This is a genomic window from Pseudomonadota bacterium (genome assembly GCA_039818985.1).
Classification (GTDB): Bacteria; Pseudomonadota; Alphaproteobacteria; order Sphingomonadales; family Sphingomonadaceae; genus Alterisphingorhabdus.
In genome coordinates this window covers 553,203-572,056 of sequence record JBCBSU010000002.1, presented here as the reverse complement: position 1 = coordinate 572,056, position 18,854 = coordinate 553,203, and the positions used below count along the sequence as shown (strand labels likewise).

The 18,854-nt window shown below is 59.3% G+C and carries 14 protein-coding genes and 1 tRNA gene; 8 read left to right on the top strand and 7 right to left on the bottom strand.

Annotated elements, in window-relative coordinates; translation table 11 throughout:
* Nucleotides 1–798 (top strand): hypothetical protein, encoded by a 798-nt coding sequence (locus AAFX04_14465; GenBank protein ID MEO1046638.1) that lies wholly within the window; start codon nt 1–3, stop codon nt 796–798.
* Between the two features lie 2 nt (nt 799–800).
* Here AAFX04_14465 and AAFX04_14460 read toward each other — a convergent pair whose 3' ends face one another.
* Nucleotides 801–1,250: a PaaI family thioesterase gene (locus AAFX04_14460; protein ID MEO1046637.1), complete on the bottom strand. Its 450-nt coding sequence runs from the start codon at nt 1,248–1,250 to the stop codon at nt 801–803.
* Nucleotides 1,251–1,346: 96 nt separating this feature from the next.
* On the opposite strand from AAFX04_14460, the gene AAFX04_14455 reads away from it, so the two are divergent.
* The gene (locus tag AAFX04_14455) at nt 1,347–1,682 is read left to right on the top strand and encodes a helix-turn-helix domain-containing protein (protein ID MEO1046636.1); all 336 of its coding nucleotides are present in this window, start codon (nt 1,347–1,349) and stop codon (nt 1,680–1,682) included.
* Nucleotides 1,683–1,707: 25 nt separating this feature from the next.
* On the opposite strand, the gene AAFX04_14450 is transcribed toward AAFX04_14455, so the two are convergent.
* From AAFX04_14450 to AAFX04_14425, 6 genes are all read right to left on the bottom strand, one after another.
* Nucleotides 1,708–2,130, bottom strand: a complete 423-nt coding sequence (locus AAFX04_14450) for a DUF3035 domain-containing protein (protein ID MEO1046635.1) — start codon at nt 2,128–2,130, stop codon at nt 1,708–1,710.
* Between the two features lie 43 nt (nt 2,131–2,173).
* On the bottom strand, nt 2,174–2,704 hold the full coding sequence (gene lspA, locus AAFX04_14445; GenBank protein MEO1046634.1) for a signal peptidase II: 531 nt from the start codon (nt 2,702–2,704) through the stop codon (nt 2,174–2,176).
* Nucleotides 2,705–2,711: 7 nt separating this feature from the next.
* Nucleotides 2,712–5,795: an isoleucine--tRNA ligase gene (gene ileS / locus AAFX04_14440; GenBank protein ID MEO1046633.1), complete on the bottom strand. Its 3,084-nt coding sequence runs from the start codon at nt 5,793–5,795 to the stop codon at nt 2,712–2,714.
* 145 nt (nt 5,796–5,940) lie between these two features.
* Nucleotides 5,941–8,133, bottom strand: coding sequence for a 3-hydroxyacyl-CoA dehydrogenase NAD-binding domain-containing protein (locus AAFX04_14435; GenBank protein ID MEO1046632.1), 2,193 nt, complete (start codon nt 8,131–8,133; stop codon nt 5,941–5,943).
* Between the two features lie 107 nt (nt 8,134–8,240).
* Nucleotides 8,241–9,455, bottom strand: a complete 1,215-nt coding sequence (locus tag AAFX04_14430; GenBank protein MEO1046631.1) for an acetyl-CoA C-acetyltransferase — start codon at nt 9,453–9,455, stop codon at nt 8,241–8,243.
* A 277-nt stretch (nt 9,456–9,732) separates the two neighbouring features.
* Nucleotides 9,733–9,806, bottom strand: a tRNA-Cys gene (locus AAFX04_14425).
* A gap of 271 nt (nt 9,807–10,077) precedes the next feature.
* Between AAFX04_14425 and AAFX04_14420 the strand changes: the two genes are divergently transcribed.
* From AAFX04_14420 to AAFX04_14395, 6 genes are all read left to right on the top strand, one after another.
* Complete coding sequence (locus tag AAFX04_14420) at nt 10,078–10,764, top strand: protein-L-isoaspartate O-methyltransferase (GenBank protein MEO1046630.1); 687 nt, start codon at nt 10,078–10,080, stop codon at nt 10,762–10,764.
* A 78-nt stretch (nt 10,765–10,842) separates the two neighbouring features.
* Nucleotides 10,843–12,282 (top strand): TolC family outer membrane protein, encoded by a 1,440-nt coding sequence (locus tag AAFX04_14415; protein MEO1046629.1) that lies wholly within the window; start codon nt 10,843–10,845, stop codon nt 12,280–12,282.
* Between the two features lie 118 nt (nt 12,283–12,400).
* Nucleotides 12,401–12,823 carry a DUF2497 domain-containing protein gene (locus AAFX04_14410; protein ID MEO1046628.1) on the top strand — a complete coding sequence of 141 codons (423 nt, stop codon included), beginning with the start codon at nt 12,401–12,403 and terminating at the stop codon, nt 12,821–12,823.
* A 56-nt stretch (nt 12,824–12,879) separates the two neighbouring features.
* Entirely contained in the window at nt 12,880–14,943 is a 2,064-nt protein-coding gene (locus tag AAFX04_14405; protein MEO1046627.1) for a S9 family peptidase, read from the top strand.
* On the top strand, nt 14,940–15,608 hold the full coding sequence (locus AAFX04_14400) for an enoyl-CoA hydratase/isomerase family protein (protein MEO1046626.1): 669 nt from the start codon (nt 14,940–14,942) through the stop codon (nt 15,606–15,608). Before AAFX04_14405 ends, AAFX04_14400 begins: the two co-directional genes overlap by 4 nt.
* Nucleotides 15,609–15,752: 144 nt before the next feature.
* A complete protein-coding gene (locus AAFX04_14395) occupies nt 15,753–18,854 on the top strand; it encodes a valine--tRNA ligase (GenBank protein MEO1046625.1) in 3,102 nt (1,033 codons plus the stop codon).

Sequence of the window (18,854 nt, the reverse complement as noted above, 5' to 3'; positions counted from 1 at the left end):
ATGAGAATTGTGATCGCAGCCGGCACCGTTGCCGGTATGCTGCTGGTATCGGTGCCGGCACAGGCCCAGCGCGGCGTCGCCAAGCGGCTCAACGGCTGGCAGCAGACCATGCTGTCCATAGCCGATGAATTGACTCAGGGCATCGACTCGGAAAATTTTGTCGTCGAATATAATTCGAGTTTTGGCGGCATCGAATATGGCACCATATTGGCGCCAAGCAATCGCGGCGCCTATTCCTCGCTGAACATTATCGGGCGTTGCCGCTTCGCCACGGAAGACGTCATTACGGTGGAGAGCTCACCTTTCCCCTCGGGCAACAGCACGGGCGGCTTCAACCTTGGTGGTGGGGCCGGTGCGCCGGGATTTCTCGCGCGCATTGGCGGTTTTTTCGGATTCCGCATCCAGAAAAAGAAGGCGATGAGCTACAGCTTCGATGACATTTCAGTCACCCAGATCAGCGAGTTCGCGCTGGACCAGAAAATTACCGAACCGTCCTGCCAGCGGCAGTTCAACAACCGGCGCGCGGTCTATGTCGTGCGCGGAAATTACAACATGAAACTCAGCCTGTCGCAGGGCAAGTCATCAGGATTCGGGCTGTCTGTCGACGGCTATAGCCGCCAGAATTTCGCCGACCCCACGCGCCGGGGCTTCAATGTCGGCTATAACTCTACCCGAGACTGGAAGATCAGTCAGAAAAAGGCGCGACCCTGGTTCCGTATTGTCTCACGCTATGTGCGCCAGAGCGATGGCAGCTATGCACGCGAAGCCATCCGTCCGGTACAGTCTCTGCCACGCTGAAGCTATTGCCCCGTCGGTATGATTGTCGCCTGCGCTGCGGCAACATGGCTTGGTTCCTTGCCGTCCGCTTCGGCCCAGACGTCGGCCCGCACAATCAACTGCCGCCTGCCTGCTTTCACTACCTGCCCTTTGGCGCGCAAATGGCTGCCAATGGCCGGATTGAGAAAATTGATGGTATAGCCACCGGTGACCACATCGCCGGTCAACGATGCCCCGGCCCAGGCACAGGCATTGTCCGCCATCAACCCGACAATCGCGCCATGCGCGAAGCCGTGATGCTGGGTCATATCCTCCCGAACCGTCAGCACCAGTTCGGATTCACCCTGCCAACAGCGAATCGGTTCAACGCCCAGATGACGCGAAAAGCCCGACCCCTGCACTGCAACTTTCTTCATATACGCTACGGCTTCGTCATTATTGGCAAATCGGCGGCGAACCGGGGAATCGGACATGATACACTCCTTTTAAGTCTGTAATAAAGACTTATTGCCTTGCCTTATCTCTTGGCTCAAGCCATTTATCTTTGATGATCGATAAAAGAGCCTCTTGTGCCTGAATATCGCGCCTCGCGCTCACCCTGCCCGATCGGCCGCGCCTCACGGGTGCTGGGCGACCGCTGGGCTATGCTGATCCTGCGCGATGCGCTGCTCGGCGAGGAACGATTTGAAGGGTGGATGGCACGACTCGATATCTCACGCGCGGTGCTCACCGACAGGCTGGCCATGCTGTGCCAGGCCGGGCTATTGCAGCGCGACCCACCGGGCGGCAAGCGCGCCCATTACCGCCTCACCGAAGCCGGGCGCGCGCTGGCCCCGGTCTATGCCGAAATTACCCAATGGGGAGATACACATCTGCCACGTGCAGACGCATCACCCGCCTCCTGATCGCAAGAATAATTGTCTGAGCTGCCTATTGCGGGATGCTGCTCTGTGCCTCGCGGCCATCGCCTTCAGGCGCGGCAATGATATCACGCACCACTGTGCCCTTGTCGACCGTGTCCGTATCGGGATCGGCGACGGTGGAACGGATCGCTGGATCGGCAGCGCCGGCACGTTCGATTGTGGCCCGTTCGGTGGCGCTGCGGGCCTGTGGTCCGCCAAACAGCGCTTCAAGCGCCTGCTCGCTCGCGCTGCTCTGCTGCGGACGCGCAACACCGGGACGCGGCGGCTGCAGGGCGAAATCGGGCGGGATGACCAGCGGCGCCTGGCGTGACACCGCAAATTCATCAGGCCGGTCACGATCAAAAATGCTGGTTGAGCCGCAGGCGGTCACGCCCATAGCCAGGCCGATCACCAAGCCGGCTTTGCCGACGCTGCGCACAATGCTGTGCATATCATCCTCCCAATTCATATTCCGCCCCCGGACATGTCCCGTTTCATTCGGCGGCTTCCCCCGTCGATGTCTGCCGCGCCTTGTCGCCGATCAGCAGCGCCCGGGCAAGCAATAACAGCACACCAAAGGTTATCGCTGCATCCGCGACATTGAATATCAGAAACGGGCGGAAATCACCAAAATGCAGATCGGCATAGTCGATGACATAGCCCAGCCGCGCGCGATCAAGAATATTCCCCAATGCTCCGCCCAGTATCAGCGCCAGTGCCCAGATATCGCCGCGCAATGTCTCGCGGAACATCCACACCAGCACGATCATGGCGATCAGGCCGGTCAGCGCCACCAGCAGCCAGCGTTGCAGCGGGCTTTCCGCCGTCAAAAACCCCATGGAGACGCCGTAATTCTCCGCCCAGGTCAGGTTGAAGAACGGTACAATCTCGACACTCTGCCGCGATTCCAGCGACAGCGGCACGACGACCATATATTTCACCGCCTGGTCGAGCAGAAAGACGAAGGCGGCGAGAAACAGCCCCTGCCGCCGATAGCTTTTTTCCTGGCTGTCCACCTGCCCCATGACCTTCTTATCCGTTCAACACGCTGCTGCAGCGGTCGCACAAGCCGCCGTCAAATGCCACATCGGGGATTAACCGCCAGCAACGACCGCATTTATGGTTGCTGGTTTTGCTGACGGACAGCTCTTTGCCATCAGCAACGCCGGCGATGATACAGATTTCAGCAAAGTCTTCCGGCGATACGGCGAGTTCGTCATGTGGAAAGACAATCTCCGCTTCCAGGCTGGAGCGGATGGTCTTTTCCTGTCGTAACGGCTCAATCGCCTCGGTCACCGCCTCGCGCTGTTCGCGCAACCTGTCCCATTTCCCAGCCAGTTCCGCATCGGACCAGCGCGCGTCCACCTCGGGCCATTCGAGCAGATGCACGCTCTCGCTCTCGGGATAGCGCGTTCCCCATACTTCCTCGGCAGTAAAGCACAGAACCGGCGCGATATAGCGCGTCATGGCATGGAACATGATGTCGAGCACAGTACGATAGGCGCGGCGCTTGTCGGTCTGCGTCCCCGTCGCTGGATTGACATCGCAATAGAGGCAATCCTTGCGGATATCGAAGAAAAAGGCCGACAGGTCCTCATTGGCGAAATCGGAAAGCGCGCGGACATATTTGCCAAATGCGAAGTCATTGACCGCCTGCTTCAGCTCGGCATCCAGCGCCGCCAGCCGGTGCAGCATATAGCGCTCCAGCTCGGGCATATCGGCGACGGGCATTTTCTCGGCCTCGTCAAAATCCGACAAGCCGCCCAGCATATAGCGAAAGGTATTGCGCAGCTTGCGATAGCTGTCCGACACGGTTTTGAGGATTTCATCGCCAATGCGGTGATCCTCGGTAAAATCGACACTCGCCGCCCAGAGCCGCAAAATATCGGCACCCTGCACATTGATGACCTTTTGCGGATCAAGCGTATTGCCCAGCGACTTCGACATTTTCTTGCCGCTCTTGTCGAGCGTCATGCCGTGCGTCAGCAGCGCCTTATAGGGCGCGCGGCCTCTTGTGCCGCCGCTTTCGAGCAGGCTTGACTGGAACCAGCCGCGATGCTGGTCAGACCCTTCGAGGTACAGGTCCGCCGGGCTGTCCAGTTCGGGCCAGCGTTCGCTTTCAAGCACAAAGGCGTGGGTCGAGCCGCTGTCGAACCAGACGTCGAGAATATCGGTGATGACCTCATAATCATTGAGATCATAATTATTGCCGAGCAGCGCCTGATGATCGGCATCGAACCAGGCATCGGCCCCGCCCTGTTTGAACGCGTCGATAATCCGTTCATTCACCGCCGGGTCATTGAGATACTCGCCACTCTTGCGATTGACATAGAGCGCAATCGGCACGCCCCAGGCGCGCTGGCGTGACAACACCCAATCGGGGCGACCCTCCACCATCGACTCCAGCCGCCGCTGGCCGCGCTCGGGCACAAAGCGGATTTTGTTGCGGATTTCATCGAGTGCCACTTCGCGGAGCGTGGGGTTGATACCTTTGGCGTGGCCACGCTCAAACTCCGTTCGCCCTGAGCTTGTCGAAGGGCCGTTCTCCTCTTCACCCAAGGACAGGGCTTCGACAGGCTCAGCCCGAGCGGTGGTGAAGTCTGGCAATGGCTGGTCCATCGGCACAAACCATTGCGGGGTGCAGCGATAGATGATCTTCGCCTTGGAGCGCCAGCTATGCGGATAGCTATGGGCAAAATCATCCGAAGCCGAGAGCAATGCCCCCGCCTCGCGCAGATCAGAGCAAATCGGCCCGTCAGCAGCGACAAACTTCTTGTTGATCACTGATCCTGAACGCGGCAGCCAGGCCCAATCCTCGCGATATTGCCCGTCGGCATCGACCGCAAACACCGGGTTGATGCCATGCGCCTTGCACAGATCAAAGTCATCCTCGCCATGATCGGGCGCCATATGGACAAGGCCGGTACCCGCATCAGTGGTGACAAAATCGCCGGGCAGGAAGGGGCGGGGCTTGGTGAAGAAGTCGGTATTCTTCAAGCCCTCTCCCTTGAGGGAGAGGGTTGGGTGAGGGTGTTCTGTCCCATCGGCCTTGGGAGCCCCCTCCCCGCCGGGGAGGGGGGAAGAGAAGATGTCCGCCATGGGGTGCTTGGCGACGGCTCCGGCGAGTTGGGAGCCTTTGCCTCTCCAAAGAGTGTCAACTTCCAGGTGACCACCCTTACCGCAAACTCGGTCTTTAAGGGCACCAAGCAGTTGATCTGAAACGAGAATCGTTTGTCCAGAAAGCACACTAAGCTGACGAGCCGTCATACTGCTTTCGCTTGCCCATTCAGCGGCAACCGAGCCTAGTATCTTGAAGGCCACATACTCAATATCCTCACCATAAGCGAGCGCCTGATTAACCGGGATCGTCCAGGGCGTCGTCGTCCAAATCACTGCATGCGCGCCGACCAGCTCTGGTGCATTCGGTGCCTCAACAATCTCAAACGCCACATCGATCTGGGTCGAGCAGATATCCTCATATTCCACCTCGGCCTCGGCCAAAGCGGTCTTCTCCACCGGCGACCACATTACCGGCTTGGCGCCGCGATATAATTGACCCGATTCAGCGAATTTCAGCAGCTCGGCGACAATCTCGGCCTCGGCGGCATAGTCCATGGTGAGATAGGGCTGGTCCCAGCGGCCCATCACGCCGAGGCGCTGAAACTGCTCACGCTGCACATTGACCCATTTATCGGCATAATCGCGGCATTCGGCGCGGAATTCAGCGGCGGGCACCTCATCCTTGTTGCGCTTTTTCTTGCGATATTGCTCCTCGATCTTCCATTCGATCGGCAGGCCGTGGCAATCCCAACCGGGGACATAGGGCGCGTCCTTGCCGAGCAGGCTCTGGGTGCGCACCACCAGATCCTTGAGAATCTTGTTCAAGGAATGGCCGATATGGATATCGCCATTGGCATAGGGCGGGCCGTCATGCAGGATGAAGGTCTCGCGTCCCTTGCGCCGCTCGCGCAGCGTCTCATACAGCTTTTCGTCGCGCCAGCGATCAAGAATGCCCGGCTCCTTATTGGCCAATCCCGCCTTCATCGGGAAAGGCGTTTTGGGCAGGAACACCGTGTCTTTATAGTTTGGCTTTTCGGGCGCGTTGCTGTCGGTCATAATGGAAGAGGCGATTAGGGCCGGTTGCTGCCGGACGCAAGCAATTTAGGGCGATAACCTCGCCGCATAAAATAGCGGACCCAAACCCGGCCCTTGCGATGCAAAGCCGGGAATGAGTCCGCAATGATCGGCAGATGCCTGTCCGTCAGGCCGCTTTGTAGAAGCTCTCGCCCTTGTCGGCCATTTCACGCAGCAGCACCGGCGGCTTGAACCGCTCACCATGTTTTTGCGCCAGCGAGTCGGCGGTGCGCACAAAACTGTCGACGCCCATGGTGTCGATATGGCTGATCGGACCGCCGGTCCAGGGCGCAAAGCCCCAGCCGAAAATCGCGCCGAGATCGGCCGATTGCGGATCATGCACCACGCCTTCCTCATAGCATTGTGCGGTGGCAATCAGCTGGACGAACATCAGCCGCTGCTGCACCTCCTCGACGCTGGGCTGGACCTCGGCGAGCGGGAAATGCTCGGTAATGCCCTGCCACAGGCCTTTCTTGTTGCCCTTGTCGTCATAGTCGTAAAAGCCGCCGCCAAAGCGCCGTCCGCGCCGGTCGATCTGCTTGACCATCAGCTCGAACAGACCCTCGGTCCCGCTCGGCTTATAGGCATCGCCCAGCTCTTCCTTGGTCGACTGCATCACATCATAGCCCAGCTGCAAAGTGGTCTCGTCGACCACTGCCAGCGGGCCAATGGGCATGCCCATATGCAGCGCCGCATTTTCGATCAGCGCCATCGAGACGCCCTCGGTGACCATCAGCATCGCCTCGCCGGCATAAGGCGGGAAGACGCGGTTGGTGAAGAAGCCGCGCACATCCTTGACCACAATCGGCGTCTTGCGGATGCGGGCATTGTAATCAAATGCCACTGCAAGCGCCTTGTCGCCGGTCTCCTCACCGGGGATGATCTCGAGCAGCGGCATCTTCTCTACCGGTGAGAAGAAATGCAGGCCGATAAACTGTTCCGGGCGCTGGCTGTTCTTCGCCAGACCGGTGATCGGCAGGGTCGAGGTGTTGGAAGCGAAGATCACATCGTCGCGGATCACCGCTTCTGTCTTCTTGATGACATCGGCCTTGACATCGGGGCGCTCAAACACCGCCTCGATAATCAGATCGACGTCTTTCAGGTCATCATAATTGTCGGTCGGGGTGATGCGCGCCATAAAGGCGTCGGCCTTTTCCTGTGTCATCTTGCCGCGCGCGACTTTCTTGTCGACGATCTTCTGGCTGTAGGTCACCGCCTTGGTCGCTTCCTCGACGCTGCGATCAAGGACCACCACGTCCATGCCACCCTTCGCAGTGACATGGGTGATGCCCGATCCCATCAGGCCACCGCCGAGCACACCGACTTTCTTGAGCTCGGCCTTGGGCACATCGGCCGGACGCGCTGCGCCTTTCTCGGCTGCCTGCTTGTTGATGAACAGGGTACGGATCATGTTCTTGGCCTGACTACCCGAAAGCAGCTTGGTGAAATATTTCGATTCCACCCTGAGCGCGGTATCCATCGGCAGCTGGGTGCCTTCATAAAGGCAGGACATGATCGCCTGGACCGCAGCATAATTGCCCTTGCTCTGTTTGTTGGCGAGGGCGTTGGCGCCGACAAAGAACTGCACCGCATTAGGGTTCATCGAGCCGGCACCGCCAGGCACCTTATAGCCCTTTTTATCCCATGGCGCGGCCGCCTTGGGGTTGGCCTTGACCCAGGCTTTGGCCTTGGCGACCAGCTCGTCAGCGGGCGCGACTTCGTGGACAATGCCCTGGGCCAGCGCCGCCTGTGGATTAGCCGGCTTGCCCTGGAGCAGCATCATCGCCGAAGCCTGCAGGCCCATCAGCCGCGGCATGCGCTGGGTGCCGCCACCGCCGGGCAGCAGGCCAACCTGCACTTCGGGCAGGCCCAGCTGGATCTTCGGATTGTCGGCGACAACCCGATAATGACAGGCCAGTGCCAGCTCGAGACCACCGCCGAGCGCCAAACCGTTAATCGCGGCAGCAACCGGCTTGGCATGCGCCGCGCCCTTGAGCAGCGCCTTGGCCGGATGGCCGCCGGTTTCCATCTTGCGCAGCGTCGCGTTGAGCGCGAACGCGCCTTCAAACGCTTCGGCCATGCTGTTGGCCTTGCTGCTGCCCAGCATGTTGAGATCGGCGCCGGCAAGGAAGCCCGATGCCTTGCCCGAGGTGATCACCGCGCCGGTAATGGCATCATTGCTGTTTAGTTCCTCAACAAACACATTGAAGTCATCGATCAGATCGGCATTCCAGACATTCATTGACTGGCCAGGCAGATCAATGGTGACAAGGGCAATACCGTCGCTGTCAATATCAACGGTCATGGCTTTATAGGTCATGTTTATTTTCCTGATTTCTCAAACCCGTTCACTCTGAGCCTGTTAAAGGGTCGTACTTGCTTGAAAGGCGATGCTTCGACAAGCTCAGCATGAACGGTGAAGGTCTGTTAGTTTACGCGCTCGATAATGGTCGCGATGCCCATGCCGGCGCCGATGCACAGTGTCGACAGCGCGACATTCTTATCGGTGCGCTCCAGTTCGTCGAGCACGGTGCCGAGGATCATCGCGCCGGTCGCGCCCAGCGGGTGGCCCATGGCAATCGCGCCACCATTCACATTGATTTCGCTGTGATCGACATTCATCGCCTGCATGAAGCGCAGAACAACCGCAGCGAAGGCTTCGTTCAATTCCCACACATCAATATCGCTATTGGTCATGCCTGCACGCTCAATCGCTTTCTGCGCGGCAAATTCGGGGCCGGTGAGCATGATTGTCGGTTCCGAACCGATAGACGCCATAGAAACGATGCGCGCACGCGGCTTGAGGCCATGCTTCTTGCCCGCTTCTTCATTGCCGATCAGAACAGCGGCGGAACCGTCGACAATACCCGAGCTGTTACCGGCATGATGGACATGGTTGACCTTCTCGACATCGGGGTGCTTCATGATCGCAATATCGTTAAAGCCGGGCATCTGCTCGCCCATGCCCTTGAAGCTTGGGTTTAGCGCGCCGAGCGACTGCATATCGGTGTCCGGACGCATTAGTTCGTCATGATCGAGAATCACTTCGCCAATGACATCGCGCACCGGCAGGATCGACTTTTCAAACCGCTTTTCTTCCCAGGCTCTGGCGGCGCGCTTCTGGCTCTCCACCGCATAGGCATCAACATCGTCGCGGCTAAAACCATATTTGGTGGCGATCAGGTCGGCCGAAATACCCTGGGGCACAAAATAATTGTCAAACGCCGATGCAGGATCGGTCGGCCAGGCGCCGCCATCGGAACCCATGGGGACACGGCTCATCGACTCGACACCACCGCCAATGGTGAGGTCGGCCTCACCCGACTTGATCTTGGCCGCAGCGATATTCACCGCTTCCAGACCCGAACCGCAGAAACGGTTGACCTGAATGCCCGAGGTGGTTTCGGCATAGCCTGCCTGCATCACTGCGGTGCGGGTGATCACCGCGCCCTGCTCGCCCACCGGAGAAACGCAGCCAAAAGCGACATCTTCCACCGCTTCGGAGGACAGATCGTTGCGCTCACGCACCGAGGCCAGCGTCTGCGAAGCCAGGTTGAGGGCGGTGATTTCGTGCAGGCTACCATCGGCGCGGCCCTTGCCCCGCGGCGTGCGCACGGCATCATATATAAAGGCTTCGGTCATGAACGGGGTCCTTTCATTCGCAGGGTGAAGATCAATCCAGAGGGGAATGCTCCACCATTATCATCTTTTCGAAATGGCGTGCAGCCTGGTTACGCGGGGAAAATGCCCGCAGGCCTGAGCCGGATTGGGGAGCATTTAGGCTAGCAGGGGGAGCCAAGGCAAGTCGTTTTAATCGAGCGGTTAAACCGGCTGCGTATTTATGGCGGGATGCCGCTACGGACTCCGCGTTGCGGGGCCAATATTGTTGCGGAAGCCAAATGGTTGCAGAAGCCGAATATGGAGGCCCGAGCCGGAATCGAACCGGCGTACACGGATTTGCAATCCGCTGCGTCACCACTCCGCCATCGGGCCTGGACAGGCCGGCCAAAAATACCGGGACCTTGTGGTAGGTCGCGGCAAATGTGCGCCTTTTGTCGGAAAGTCAAGCCGATTGGTACAAAATACACTGGTGATAGCAGCCAAATATTGCCATCGCCTGCCATGCGCAATAGAGGCATCGCAATAGCGGCCTTTGCTGTCGCCGGGCCATGGCTTGACTGTATTATAATTATAATACACTATGCTGTGACCTTGGGCATGGCTCCGGCCATGCCGCTGAAAGAAAGAGTGGGACGATAGTGCAATGACTGAGGTGAACGAAGCTGCGCCGCACGCTGCTACGGACTTCCATGACGCCCGGCGCGCCATGGTCGACAGCCAGCTGCGCCCCAATGATGTCAACGACCCGGTTGTCATCGGCGTCATGGCCGTTACACCCAGAGAGAATTTTGTTGCGGAGGAACGTCGCACCGCTGCCTATATCGACCGGGCCATACCGCTCGGCGACGGTCGTGTGCTAAACCCGCCACTGGCCTCCGGGCTGATGCTGACTCGTGCCAACATCCAGTCATCGGATAATGTACTTATCGTCGGCGCCAACACCGGCTATATGGCTGCGCTGCTCGCTCCCATCGTCAACAGTGTCGTCGCGCTTGAGAATGATGACACGCTGTTCGCCATGCTGACCGGGAATATCGGCACAACGGATAGCAGCAATGTCACCACCGTGCAGGGGCCGCTGGACAAGGGGTACCCCAAGGCCGGGCCCTATTCACTGATCATCATCGATGGTGCCGTGGAGACGATCCCGGTACCGCTGGCGCGCCAGCTCAAGGATGATGGCCGGCTGCTCTGCGGCCTGGCGGAAGATGGTGTCACCCGTCTGGCCATTGGCCGCAAGGTCAAGGATAATATCAGCCTCGCCGATTTTGCCGATGCCGATATCGCACCCCTGGGGGCCTTTGCCCGCCCCGCCGAATATGTATTTTGACGGGATGGCATGATGACGCAGAAATTACCAAAGACTTGCGGCAAAAACGCCGCGAACCGCTCGATCACGGCATCCGGAATGGCTGGGGCTTTGCTGTCGACGGCGCTGGTGATGCCCGGTCCCGCCCGCGCCGATACGCTGCGCGATGCGCTGATCGCGGCCTATACCAATAACCCGACGCTGACCGGCGCGCGCGCGGAACAGCGTGCCACCGATGAAGGCGTTCCGATCGCGCTGGCCGATGGCCGCCCCAACTCGACCTCGACAGCCACCTATCAGGAAAACTTCCTGATCAACGCCAACGCCTTCACCGCACCGATTCGCCAGGTCACCGCAAACGTCAACCTCAACGTCCCGATTTACCGCGGCGGGCAGGTGCGCAATGCGATCAAGGCAGCAAAGGAGCGCGTCAGCGCTGGACAGGCAACACTGCGCGGTACCGAATCCTCGATCTTCAGCCAGACCGTCGCCGCCTATATGGACGTCATCCGCGACCAGGCACTGGTCGAACTCAACCGCAATAATGTCGATGTGCTGGAAACCAATTTACAGGCAACCTCGGACCGGTTCGAAATCGGCGACCTGACCCGCACCGATGTTGCCCAGTCAGAGGCGCGTCTGGCGGTGGCCCGCAGCGACCTGGAAACCGCGATTTCCAACCTGATTCGCAGCAAGGAAGTCTATATCCAGATCGTCGGCAAGCCGCCCGAGGACCTGGCACCGCCGCCACCGCTTCCCGGTTTGCCTGAAGATCCGTCCATGGCGGTCGCTGTGGCGCTGGACAACAATCCCGACATTGAAGCGGCAAAAGAGCGCGTCAAAGCTGCGGAATATGATGTCAAGGCAGCGCGAGGCGCGCGCAAGCCGAGCATCGACGCCTTCGCCCAGGGCGCCTATGCCAATTTCCTCGGCACATTGGGCGGCAATATTCCCGGGGTCAATTTCATCCAGGAACAGTCCAACGCCCAGGCCGGGGTGACACTGAACGTGCCGCTTTATCAGGGCGGTCGTCCCGGCGCGCAGATTCGCCAGGCACAGGCGCGCACCAGTGTCGCCATGGAACAGGAAATCGCGGTTGAGCGCGATATTATCGCCCAGACCCGCGCTGCCTATGCCAGCTGGCAGGCATCGCTCGAAGTGATCCAGTCGGCACAGGAAGCGGTCGATGCCAATGCACTGTCCCTCGAAGGCGTGCGCGCTGAAAACAGCGTCGGCAATCGTACCATTCTCGATATTCTCAACGCCGAGCAGGAGCTGGTCAACGCCCAGGCACAGCTGGTGGTGGCGCGACGCAATGCCTATGTCGCCGGTTTCACCCTGCTGGCGGCGATGGGTCGTGCCGAAGCGCGCGATCTCGGCCTTGATGGCGGCGTATTGTACGATCCGGAAGTCAATTACAAAAGGGTCCGCGGCAAGCTGAATGACTATGCCACCGACCCCGATCCCGTGGCCGAGGCAACCCGCACCACTGATACGCCGGCGCAAACCGTGGTCTACGGCCCGGTTGACGAAGAGTAAGCCTGTCGCAAAGACCCTTGCACCACGCTAAAATGGCGGGTTATATCCATTATATGGTGGAACGGTCGGACTTTTTCGGTCGATCATCATTGATGACACGCTGAGAGCAGGGGCGATTATGGCACGGCAGGATCAGGAACCCAGTGTCGAGGATATTCTCGCCTCGATCAAAAAGGTAATGGCTGCCGATTCGGGCAAACCGGCCAAGCCACGTACGCCCCGCAAGACTTCTGATGACTCAGTGCTGGAACTGACCGATCCCGTCGATGGCGATACGACACCAAGCGGTGAAGACATGGATGATCCGCTGGTCGATGCCCAAGCCAGCCAGTCGATCCATGAATCGCTCGCCGCACTCACCACATTGTCCGGGCCCGGCCGCGCACCCCAAATTGTCCGCTCGGGCGAGACTTCGCTCGAAGGGCTGGTGCGCGAGATGCTGCGGCCGATGCTCAAACAATGGCTCGATGACAATCTGCCCGAACTGGTCGAGCAGATGGTCGCAAAGGAAATTGCCCGCATCACCAGCAAGCGCAGCTGATCCGGCGGCAGCATATTTCACTTTTTTTCGCAGCGCGTTTTGCTAGCGTGCGCAATATGAAACAGCTTCTTCTCTCTGCCGCCACTGCGGCCATCGCCCTCTCACCCACCTTCGCTGTGCCAGCCCTGGCCGAACCGATGACCGCACAGGATCTGACGACGCTGGATCGCGTCGGCGCGCCTGTGCTGAGCCCCGACCGCAAACAGATTGCCTATACGGTGACCCATACGGACAGCGAGAGCTACAAGCGCACCAGCAAGCTGTATCTCCGCTCGCTCGAAACCGATGCGGACGCCACACTGATCGCCGATATGGAGGATGCCAGCGAGCACAGCCCCGCCTTCACGCCCGATGGCACGCTTTATTTCTTGAGCGACAAGAGCGGCAGCGAACAGCTCTGGCGCTATAAACATGGCTCGGATGTCGTGCCGGTACAGGTCAGCGAAATGAGCCTGAATATTGCCGGATTTCATCTATCACCCGATGGTGCCAAAGTCGCGCTGTGGACCGACATTACCGTTGGCGCAATGCCCGACACGCCGCAAAAGGACCGTACTGGCACCGGCAGCGCTCGCAGCTATGACCGGCAATTTGTCCGTCACTGGTCAAGCTGGGAGGTTCCCGGCGAATATTCACGCATCTTCGTCTACTCGATCGGCGATGACGGTGCCCTGATCGCCGATAGCCGCGTTGATATCATGCAGAAGCTAGAAGGCGATAGCCCGACCAAGCCTTTTGGCGGCGGTGAGGAAATCGCCTGGTCGCCCGACAGCAGCACCATCGCCTTCACCATGCGCGTTGCCAATGGCGATGAACCCGGCTCAACCGACACCGACATCTACCTTGCCGCTGCCAATGGCACTGGCCCGGTCCTCAACATCACGGCCGACAACGATGCCACCGACACCCTGCCCACCTTCTCGCCCGATGGCAGCAAGATCGCCTATGCCGCAATGGCGCGACCCGGCTATGAGAGCGACCGGCTGGTGCTGACCATACTCGATATCACCGGACAGAAACGCACAGCCCTGACAGGTGACTGGGATCGCTCTGTCGGTTCCATCGTCTGGGAAGAGGATGGCAATGGCCTGATCATCACCGCGCAGGATGTACTCGACCACCCGGCCTATCGCGTCAACGCCACGACCGGCGATGTCGTGCGACTGACTGGACGCGGCAATGTGCGCAATGTCGTGCCGCTCGGCACCGCCAGCTATCTCTACACCATGAGCAGCCTGCAAAGCCCTACCGATATCCATGTCCAGCGCGGTCGCGCCATGCCGCGTAATATCAGCAATGCTAACGCCGCACGGCTGGCGGAGATCGATCCGGTCGACATCAATCGCTTTTCTTTTGCCGGTGCCAATGGCGACACGGTACATGGACAGATCATCAAACCCGAAAGCGATGCCGAAAAGCTGCCGCTGCTGTTCCTCGTCCATGGCGGACCGCAGGGCTCTTTCGGTGATGGCTGGTCGACACGCTGGAACCCCAAAGTCATGGCCGCCCAAGGCTATGCTGTGGTGACCATCGATTTCCATGGTTCATCCGGTTACGGCCAGGACTTCATGGATTCGATCAATCAAGACTGGGGCGGCAAACCGCTCGAAGACCTGAAGCTCGGTATGGCAGCGCTCGCAAACATCGACCCGCAAATCGATACCGAAAACGCCTGCGCCCTGGGCGCCAGCTATGGCGGCTATATGATGAACTGGATTTCCGGCCAGTGGAATGACGGGTTCAAATGCATCGTCAACCATGCCGGGCTGTTCGATATGCGCAGCTTCTATTATGCCACCGAGGAATTATGGTTCCCGCGCTGGGATTTCGGCGGCAGCTACGCCGAACAGCGTGACCTGTATGAGCAATGGAACCCGGCCAATCATGTCGCCAATTGGCAGACCCCGACATTGGTGATCCATGGCGAGAAGGATTTCCGCGTGCCCTATGGCCAGTCGCTCATGGCGTTCACGGTTTTGCAGGAGAGAGATATCCCGTCACGGCTGGTAATGTTCCCCGACGAGAATCACTGGATATTGGGCGGTGAAAATTCGGTGCGCTGGCATAATGAAGTGTTCGACTGGGTCGGCAAATGGCTCAAGGATGACAGCGCCGAATGAGCTTTTTCCCGACCAGCCGCCATGGCGATACGGTTCTGGTCACCCTGACCAATCCGGATCGCAATACGCTGACACCCGATCTGCTCGAAGAGGGCACAGTCGTGTTTCAGGCACTGGCCAAGGATCCGCCCAAAGGCGGTGTCGTCCTGACCGGCGCAGGCGAGCATTTTACCTGCGGCATGAACACAAAGGTTGCCGCATCACTCGATGCGGCTGGCATCAAGCGCGCAATCGCCGCAATCAACGCCTATTGCGCCGCGCTGCACCGCCTGCCCTGCGCGCTGGTATCCGCAGTCAACGGCCATTGCATCGGTGCCGGCGGGATCATGGCGCTGGCCAGCGACTGGATCGTGGCGGCCAGGGGCGACTATAAAATCGGCTTGCCCGAAGCCAGGGCGGGCCTGCCTTTTCCGCCAGTGCCGCAAATCGTTCTCGACCATTGGATCGATCCGGTATGGCGGCGGAGGCTGGCGCTGTCATCAGAATTGCTCACCCCGGAAAACGCCATATTGGCCGGTATCACGGATGAATTATGCGATCCGGCGCGCCTGATCGAGACCTCTGTCGCACTGGCACAGGCACTCAATGCCCAGCCCGGCTTTGCCGCCTGCAAGCACCAGCTTCGTGCCCGCGCCAATGCGGAGATCGATGCTGTGCTGAACTGACCGCAATCTTCGTCATCCTGGACTTGTTTCAGGATCTCGGCTGAAGAATGTGATTTAGCGAGATGCTGAAACAAGTTCAGCATGACGAGTGTGAAAATGTTTCCCGGGTTGTTTCGCGTTTAAAGCAATGCCAAAGGCAAAAACATGACACTCGACAAGACCTTTGATCCGGCGGCAATAGAAGCGCGCTGGTACAGCCATTGGGAAGAAAACGGCCTGTTCCGGCCAGAGCGTGATGATCGTGAACCGTTCACCATCGTCAACCCGCCGCCCAATGTGACCGGCAAGCTGCATATCGGCCATGCACTCGACAACACCTTGCAGGACATCATTATCCGCTATGAGCGGCTGCGCGGCAAGGATGCGCTGTGGGTGGTCGGCACCGACCATGCCGGCATCGCCACGCAGATGGTAGTCGAGCGCCAGCTGAATGAGCAGCAGCAAAAGCGCACCGACTTCACCCGCGAGGAGTTTGTCGAGAAAGTCTGGGCGTGGAAGGAAGAAAGCGGCGGCACGATCACGCGCCAGCTGCGGCGTCTGGGCTGTTCGATGGACTGGTCGAATGAACGCTTCACCATGGATGAGGGCTTTACCCGCGCCGTTACCAAGGTGTTTGTCGATCTCTACAACCAGGGCCTGATCTACCGCGACAAGCGGCTGGTCAACTGGGATCCGGCGTTGAAAACCGCGATCAGCGATCTGGAAGTCGAGACAACAGATATGAAGGGCCATTTCTGGCACTTCAAATATCCGCTGGCGGACGGTGCTGTGCTCAATGATGGCCGCGATTATATCGAGGTCGCCACCACCCGGCCCGAAACCATGCTCGCCGATATGGCGGTGGCGGTGCACCCCGGTGATGACCGCTATAAAAGCGTTGTCGGCAAACATGTGGTGCTGCCGATCACCGGGCGGCGGGTGCCGATCGTCGCCGACGAACATGCTGACCCGGAGCTGGGGTCAGGTGCGGTGAAGATCACGCCGGGGCATGATTTCAACGATTTCGATGTCGGCAAGCGTGCAGGCTTTGCCCCTGCCGAGATGCTCAACATGCTGGATGGCGAGGCTAATGTCTGCCAGACGGCTGACGAGCTGGTGCCCGAGGAATTTATCGGCCTGCACCGCTTCAAAAAAGACGGTGTCGACGGCGCGCGCGAACTGGTGGTCCAGCGGCTAAAGGAACAGGGCTATCTGATCCCGCATATCACCAAGACCAAAAAAGGCGAAGACATCGAGCTAGATGCCGAGCCGCGCACCATCGCCACGCCGTTCGGCGATCGCGGCGGCGTGGTCATCGAACCCTGGCTGACCGACCAATGGTATGTCGATGCCGAAACTTTAGCCCAACCCGCGATCAAGGCGGTGCGCGACGGCGATATCGAGATTGTGCCGAAGACATGGGAAAAGACCTGGTTCAACTGGATGGAGAATATCCAGCCCTGGTGCGTCAGCCGGCAGCTATGGTGGGGACATAGGATTCCGGTTTGGTATGGGCCTGTGATTGAAGAAAGAGATGGTGTTCGGTACTTTCTGTATCTCAATGACGTTCTTTTCCAGAAGAATAAGAATCGTCCGCGCGATGAGCAGAGATTCGTATTTGAGACAGAAGAAGAAGCAATATCAAAGGCAAAAGACTTTTATCGCTCTGATATCCTACCCGACCCCGAAGTCGTTGTCTTTGATACACGTGAGCAAGCTTCGCGATTCGCGCGAGAGGAAGGTGGAGGGCAGATAATCGCTCTCTTCCGAGAAGAAGACGTTCTCGACACTTGGTTTTCCTCTGCCCTCTGGCCTTTCGCCACCATTGGCTGGCCGGATGATATGATTTCCCTCCCCCTTGAGGGGGAGGGTCAGGGTGGGGGTGCTCCGCCCGCTGGCAATGACAGTACCCCCTCACCCCAACCCTCTCCCCACCGGGGAGAGGGAGCCGCGCCCCGCCCCAATTCCGACCTTGCGCGCCATTACCCCAATGACCTGCTGATTTCCGGCTTTGACATATTGTTCTTCTGGGATGCGCGCATGGCGATGCAGGGCTTGCATTTCATGAAGGATGTGCCGTGGAAGCGGCTTTATCTGCACGGGCTGGTGCGCGCGTCTGACGGCAGCAAAATGTCCAAGTCCAAGGGCAATACCGTCGATCCGCTCGGCCTGATCGAGCAATATGGCGCCGATGCACTGCGCTTTTTCATGGCGGCGATGGAGAGTCAGGGCCGCGACATCAAAATGGATGAAAAGCGCGTCGAGGGCTATCGCAACTTTGCCACCAAGCTGTGGAACGCAGCGCGTTACTGCCAGTCCAACGGCATTGGCGCGAGCAGCACCATCACCGCGCCCCCGGCACGACTGGCGGCAAACCAGTGGATTATTGGCGAGGTTGCGGAAACGGTCAAAGCCATGGATCGGGCCTTGGCTGACCTGCGCTTCGATCTGGCAGCCGACACCATCTATCAATTCACCTGGAGCCGCTTTTGCGACTGGTATCTCGAGCTGATCAAGCCGATTATCTCTCCCCTCCCGCTTGCGGGAGGGCCTGAAAACGCTAATACCCCCTCCCCTAACCCCTCCCGCAAGCGGGAGGGGGACTCTGATCCCGCTGCTGAAACCATCGCCGTCGCAGGCTGGGCGCTCGACCAGATATTGGTCATGCTGCACCCGTTCATGCCATTCATCACCGAAGAGCTGTGGCAGCAACTTGGTGAGCGCAGCGGCCCCGACGGGAAGCAATGGCCGCTGATCACTGCAAAATGGCCCGAGCCAAAAGCGCAGGTTAGCGAACAGGCCGTTGCTGCGATTGACTGGGTGATCGACCTCACCACATCGGTGCGGGCAGCGAAGAATGAACTCGGCATTCCGCCGGGTGAGAAGCTGGCAGCCTATTGCCCTGCCCCATCCGCCATCGCCAAAAGCACGGTTGAGCGCAGCGCCAAGGCGATCGAACGGCTGGCGCGGATCACCCCGGTGCATTTCGAAGGTGCTCCCAAGGGCGCCGCAATGCAGATCAGCGCTGGCGAGGATGTGTTTATCATCCCGCTCGAAGGCCTGGTCGATATCGCGGCAGAAAAGGCGCGGCTGACCAAGGCGCTGGAAGCGGTCGCCAAAGAAGCCAAATCGCTCGAAGGGCGGCTCAATAACGCCAATTTCATCGAGCGCGCCAAGCCCGAAGCGGTAGAGAAAGCCCGCGCCGACCATGCCGAGAAATCCGCCGAGGCCGAGCGGCTGACCGCGGCGCTGGCGCGGCTGGGATAG

Bases quoted from the DNA above. Each gene is read 5' to 3' on its own strand.
- AAFX04_14430 (MEO1046631.1), bottom strand. From the start codon at position 9,455: ATGACCGAAGCCTTTATATATGATGCCGTGCGCACGCCGCGGGGCAAG.
- AAFX04_14465 (MEO1046638.1), top strand. From the start codon at position 1: ATGAGAATTGTGATCGCAGCCGGCACCGTTGCCGGTATGCTGCTGGTA.
- AAFX04_14400 (MEO1046626.1), top strand. From the start codon at position 14,940: ATGAGCTTTTTCCCGACCAGCCGCCATGGCGATACGGTTCTGGTCACC.
- AAFX04_14395 (MEO1046625.1), top strand. From the start codon at position 15,753: ATGACACTCGACAAGACCTTTGATCCGGCGGCAATAGAAGCGCGCTGG.
- ileS (MEO1046633.1), bottom strand. From the start codon at position 5,795: ATGACCGACAGCAACGCGCCCGAAAAGCCAAACTATAAAGACACGGTG.
- AAFX04_14420 (MEO1046630.1), top strand. From the start codon at position 10,078: ATGACTGAGGTGAACGAAGCTGCGCCGCACGCTGCTACGGACTTCCAT.
- AAFX04_14415 (MEO1046629.1), top strand. From the start codon at position 10,843: ATGGCTGGGGCTTTGCTGTCGACGGCGCTGGTGATGCCCGGTCCCGCC.
- AAFX04_14405 (MEO1046627.1), top strand. From the start codon at position 12,880: ATGAAACAGCTTCTTCTCTCTGCCGCCACTGCGGCCATCGCCCTCTCA.
- lspA (MEO1046634.1), bottom strand. From the start codon at position 2,704: ATGGGGCAGGTGGACAGCCAGGAAAAAAGCTATCGGCGGCAGGGGCTG.
- AAFX04_14460 (MEO1046637.1), bottom strand. From the start codon at position 1,250: ATGTCCGATTCCCCGGTTCGCCGCCGATTTGCCAATAATGACGAAGCC.
- AAFX04_14410 (MEO1046628.1), top strand. From the start codon at position 12,401: ATGGCACGGCAGGATCAGGAACCCAGTGTCGAGGATATTCTCGCCTCG.
- AAFX04_14450 (MEO1046635.1), bottom strand. From the start codon at position 2,130: ATGCACAGCATTGTGCGCAGCGTCGGCAAAGCCGGCTTGGTGATCGGC.
- AAFX04_14435 (MEO1046632.1), bottom strand. From the start codon at position 8,133: ATGACCTATAAAGCCATGACCGTTGATATTGACAGCGACGGTATTGCC.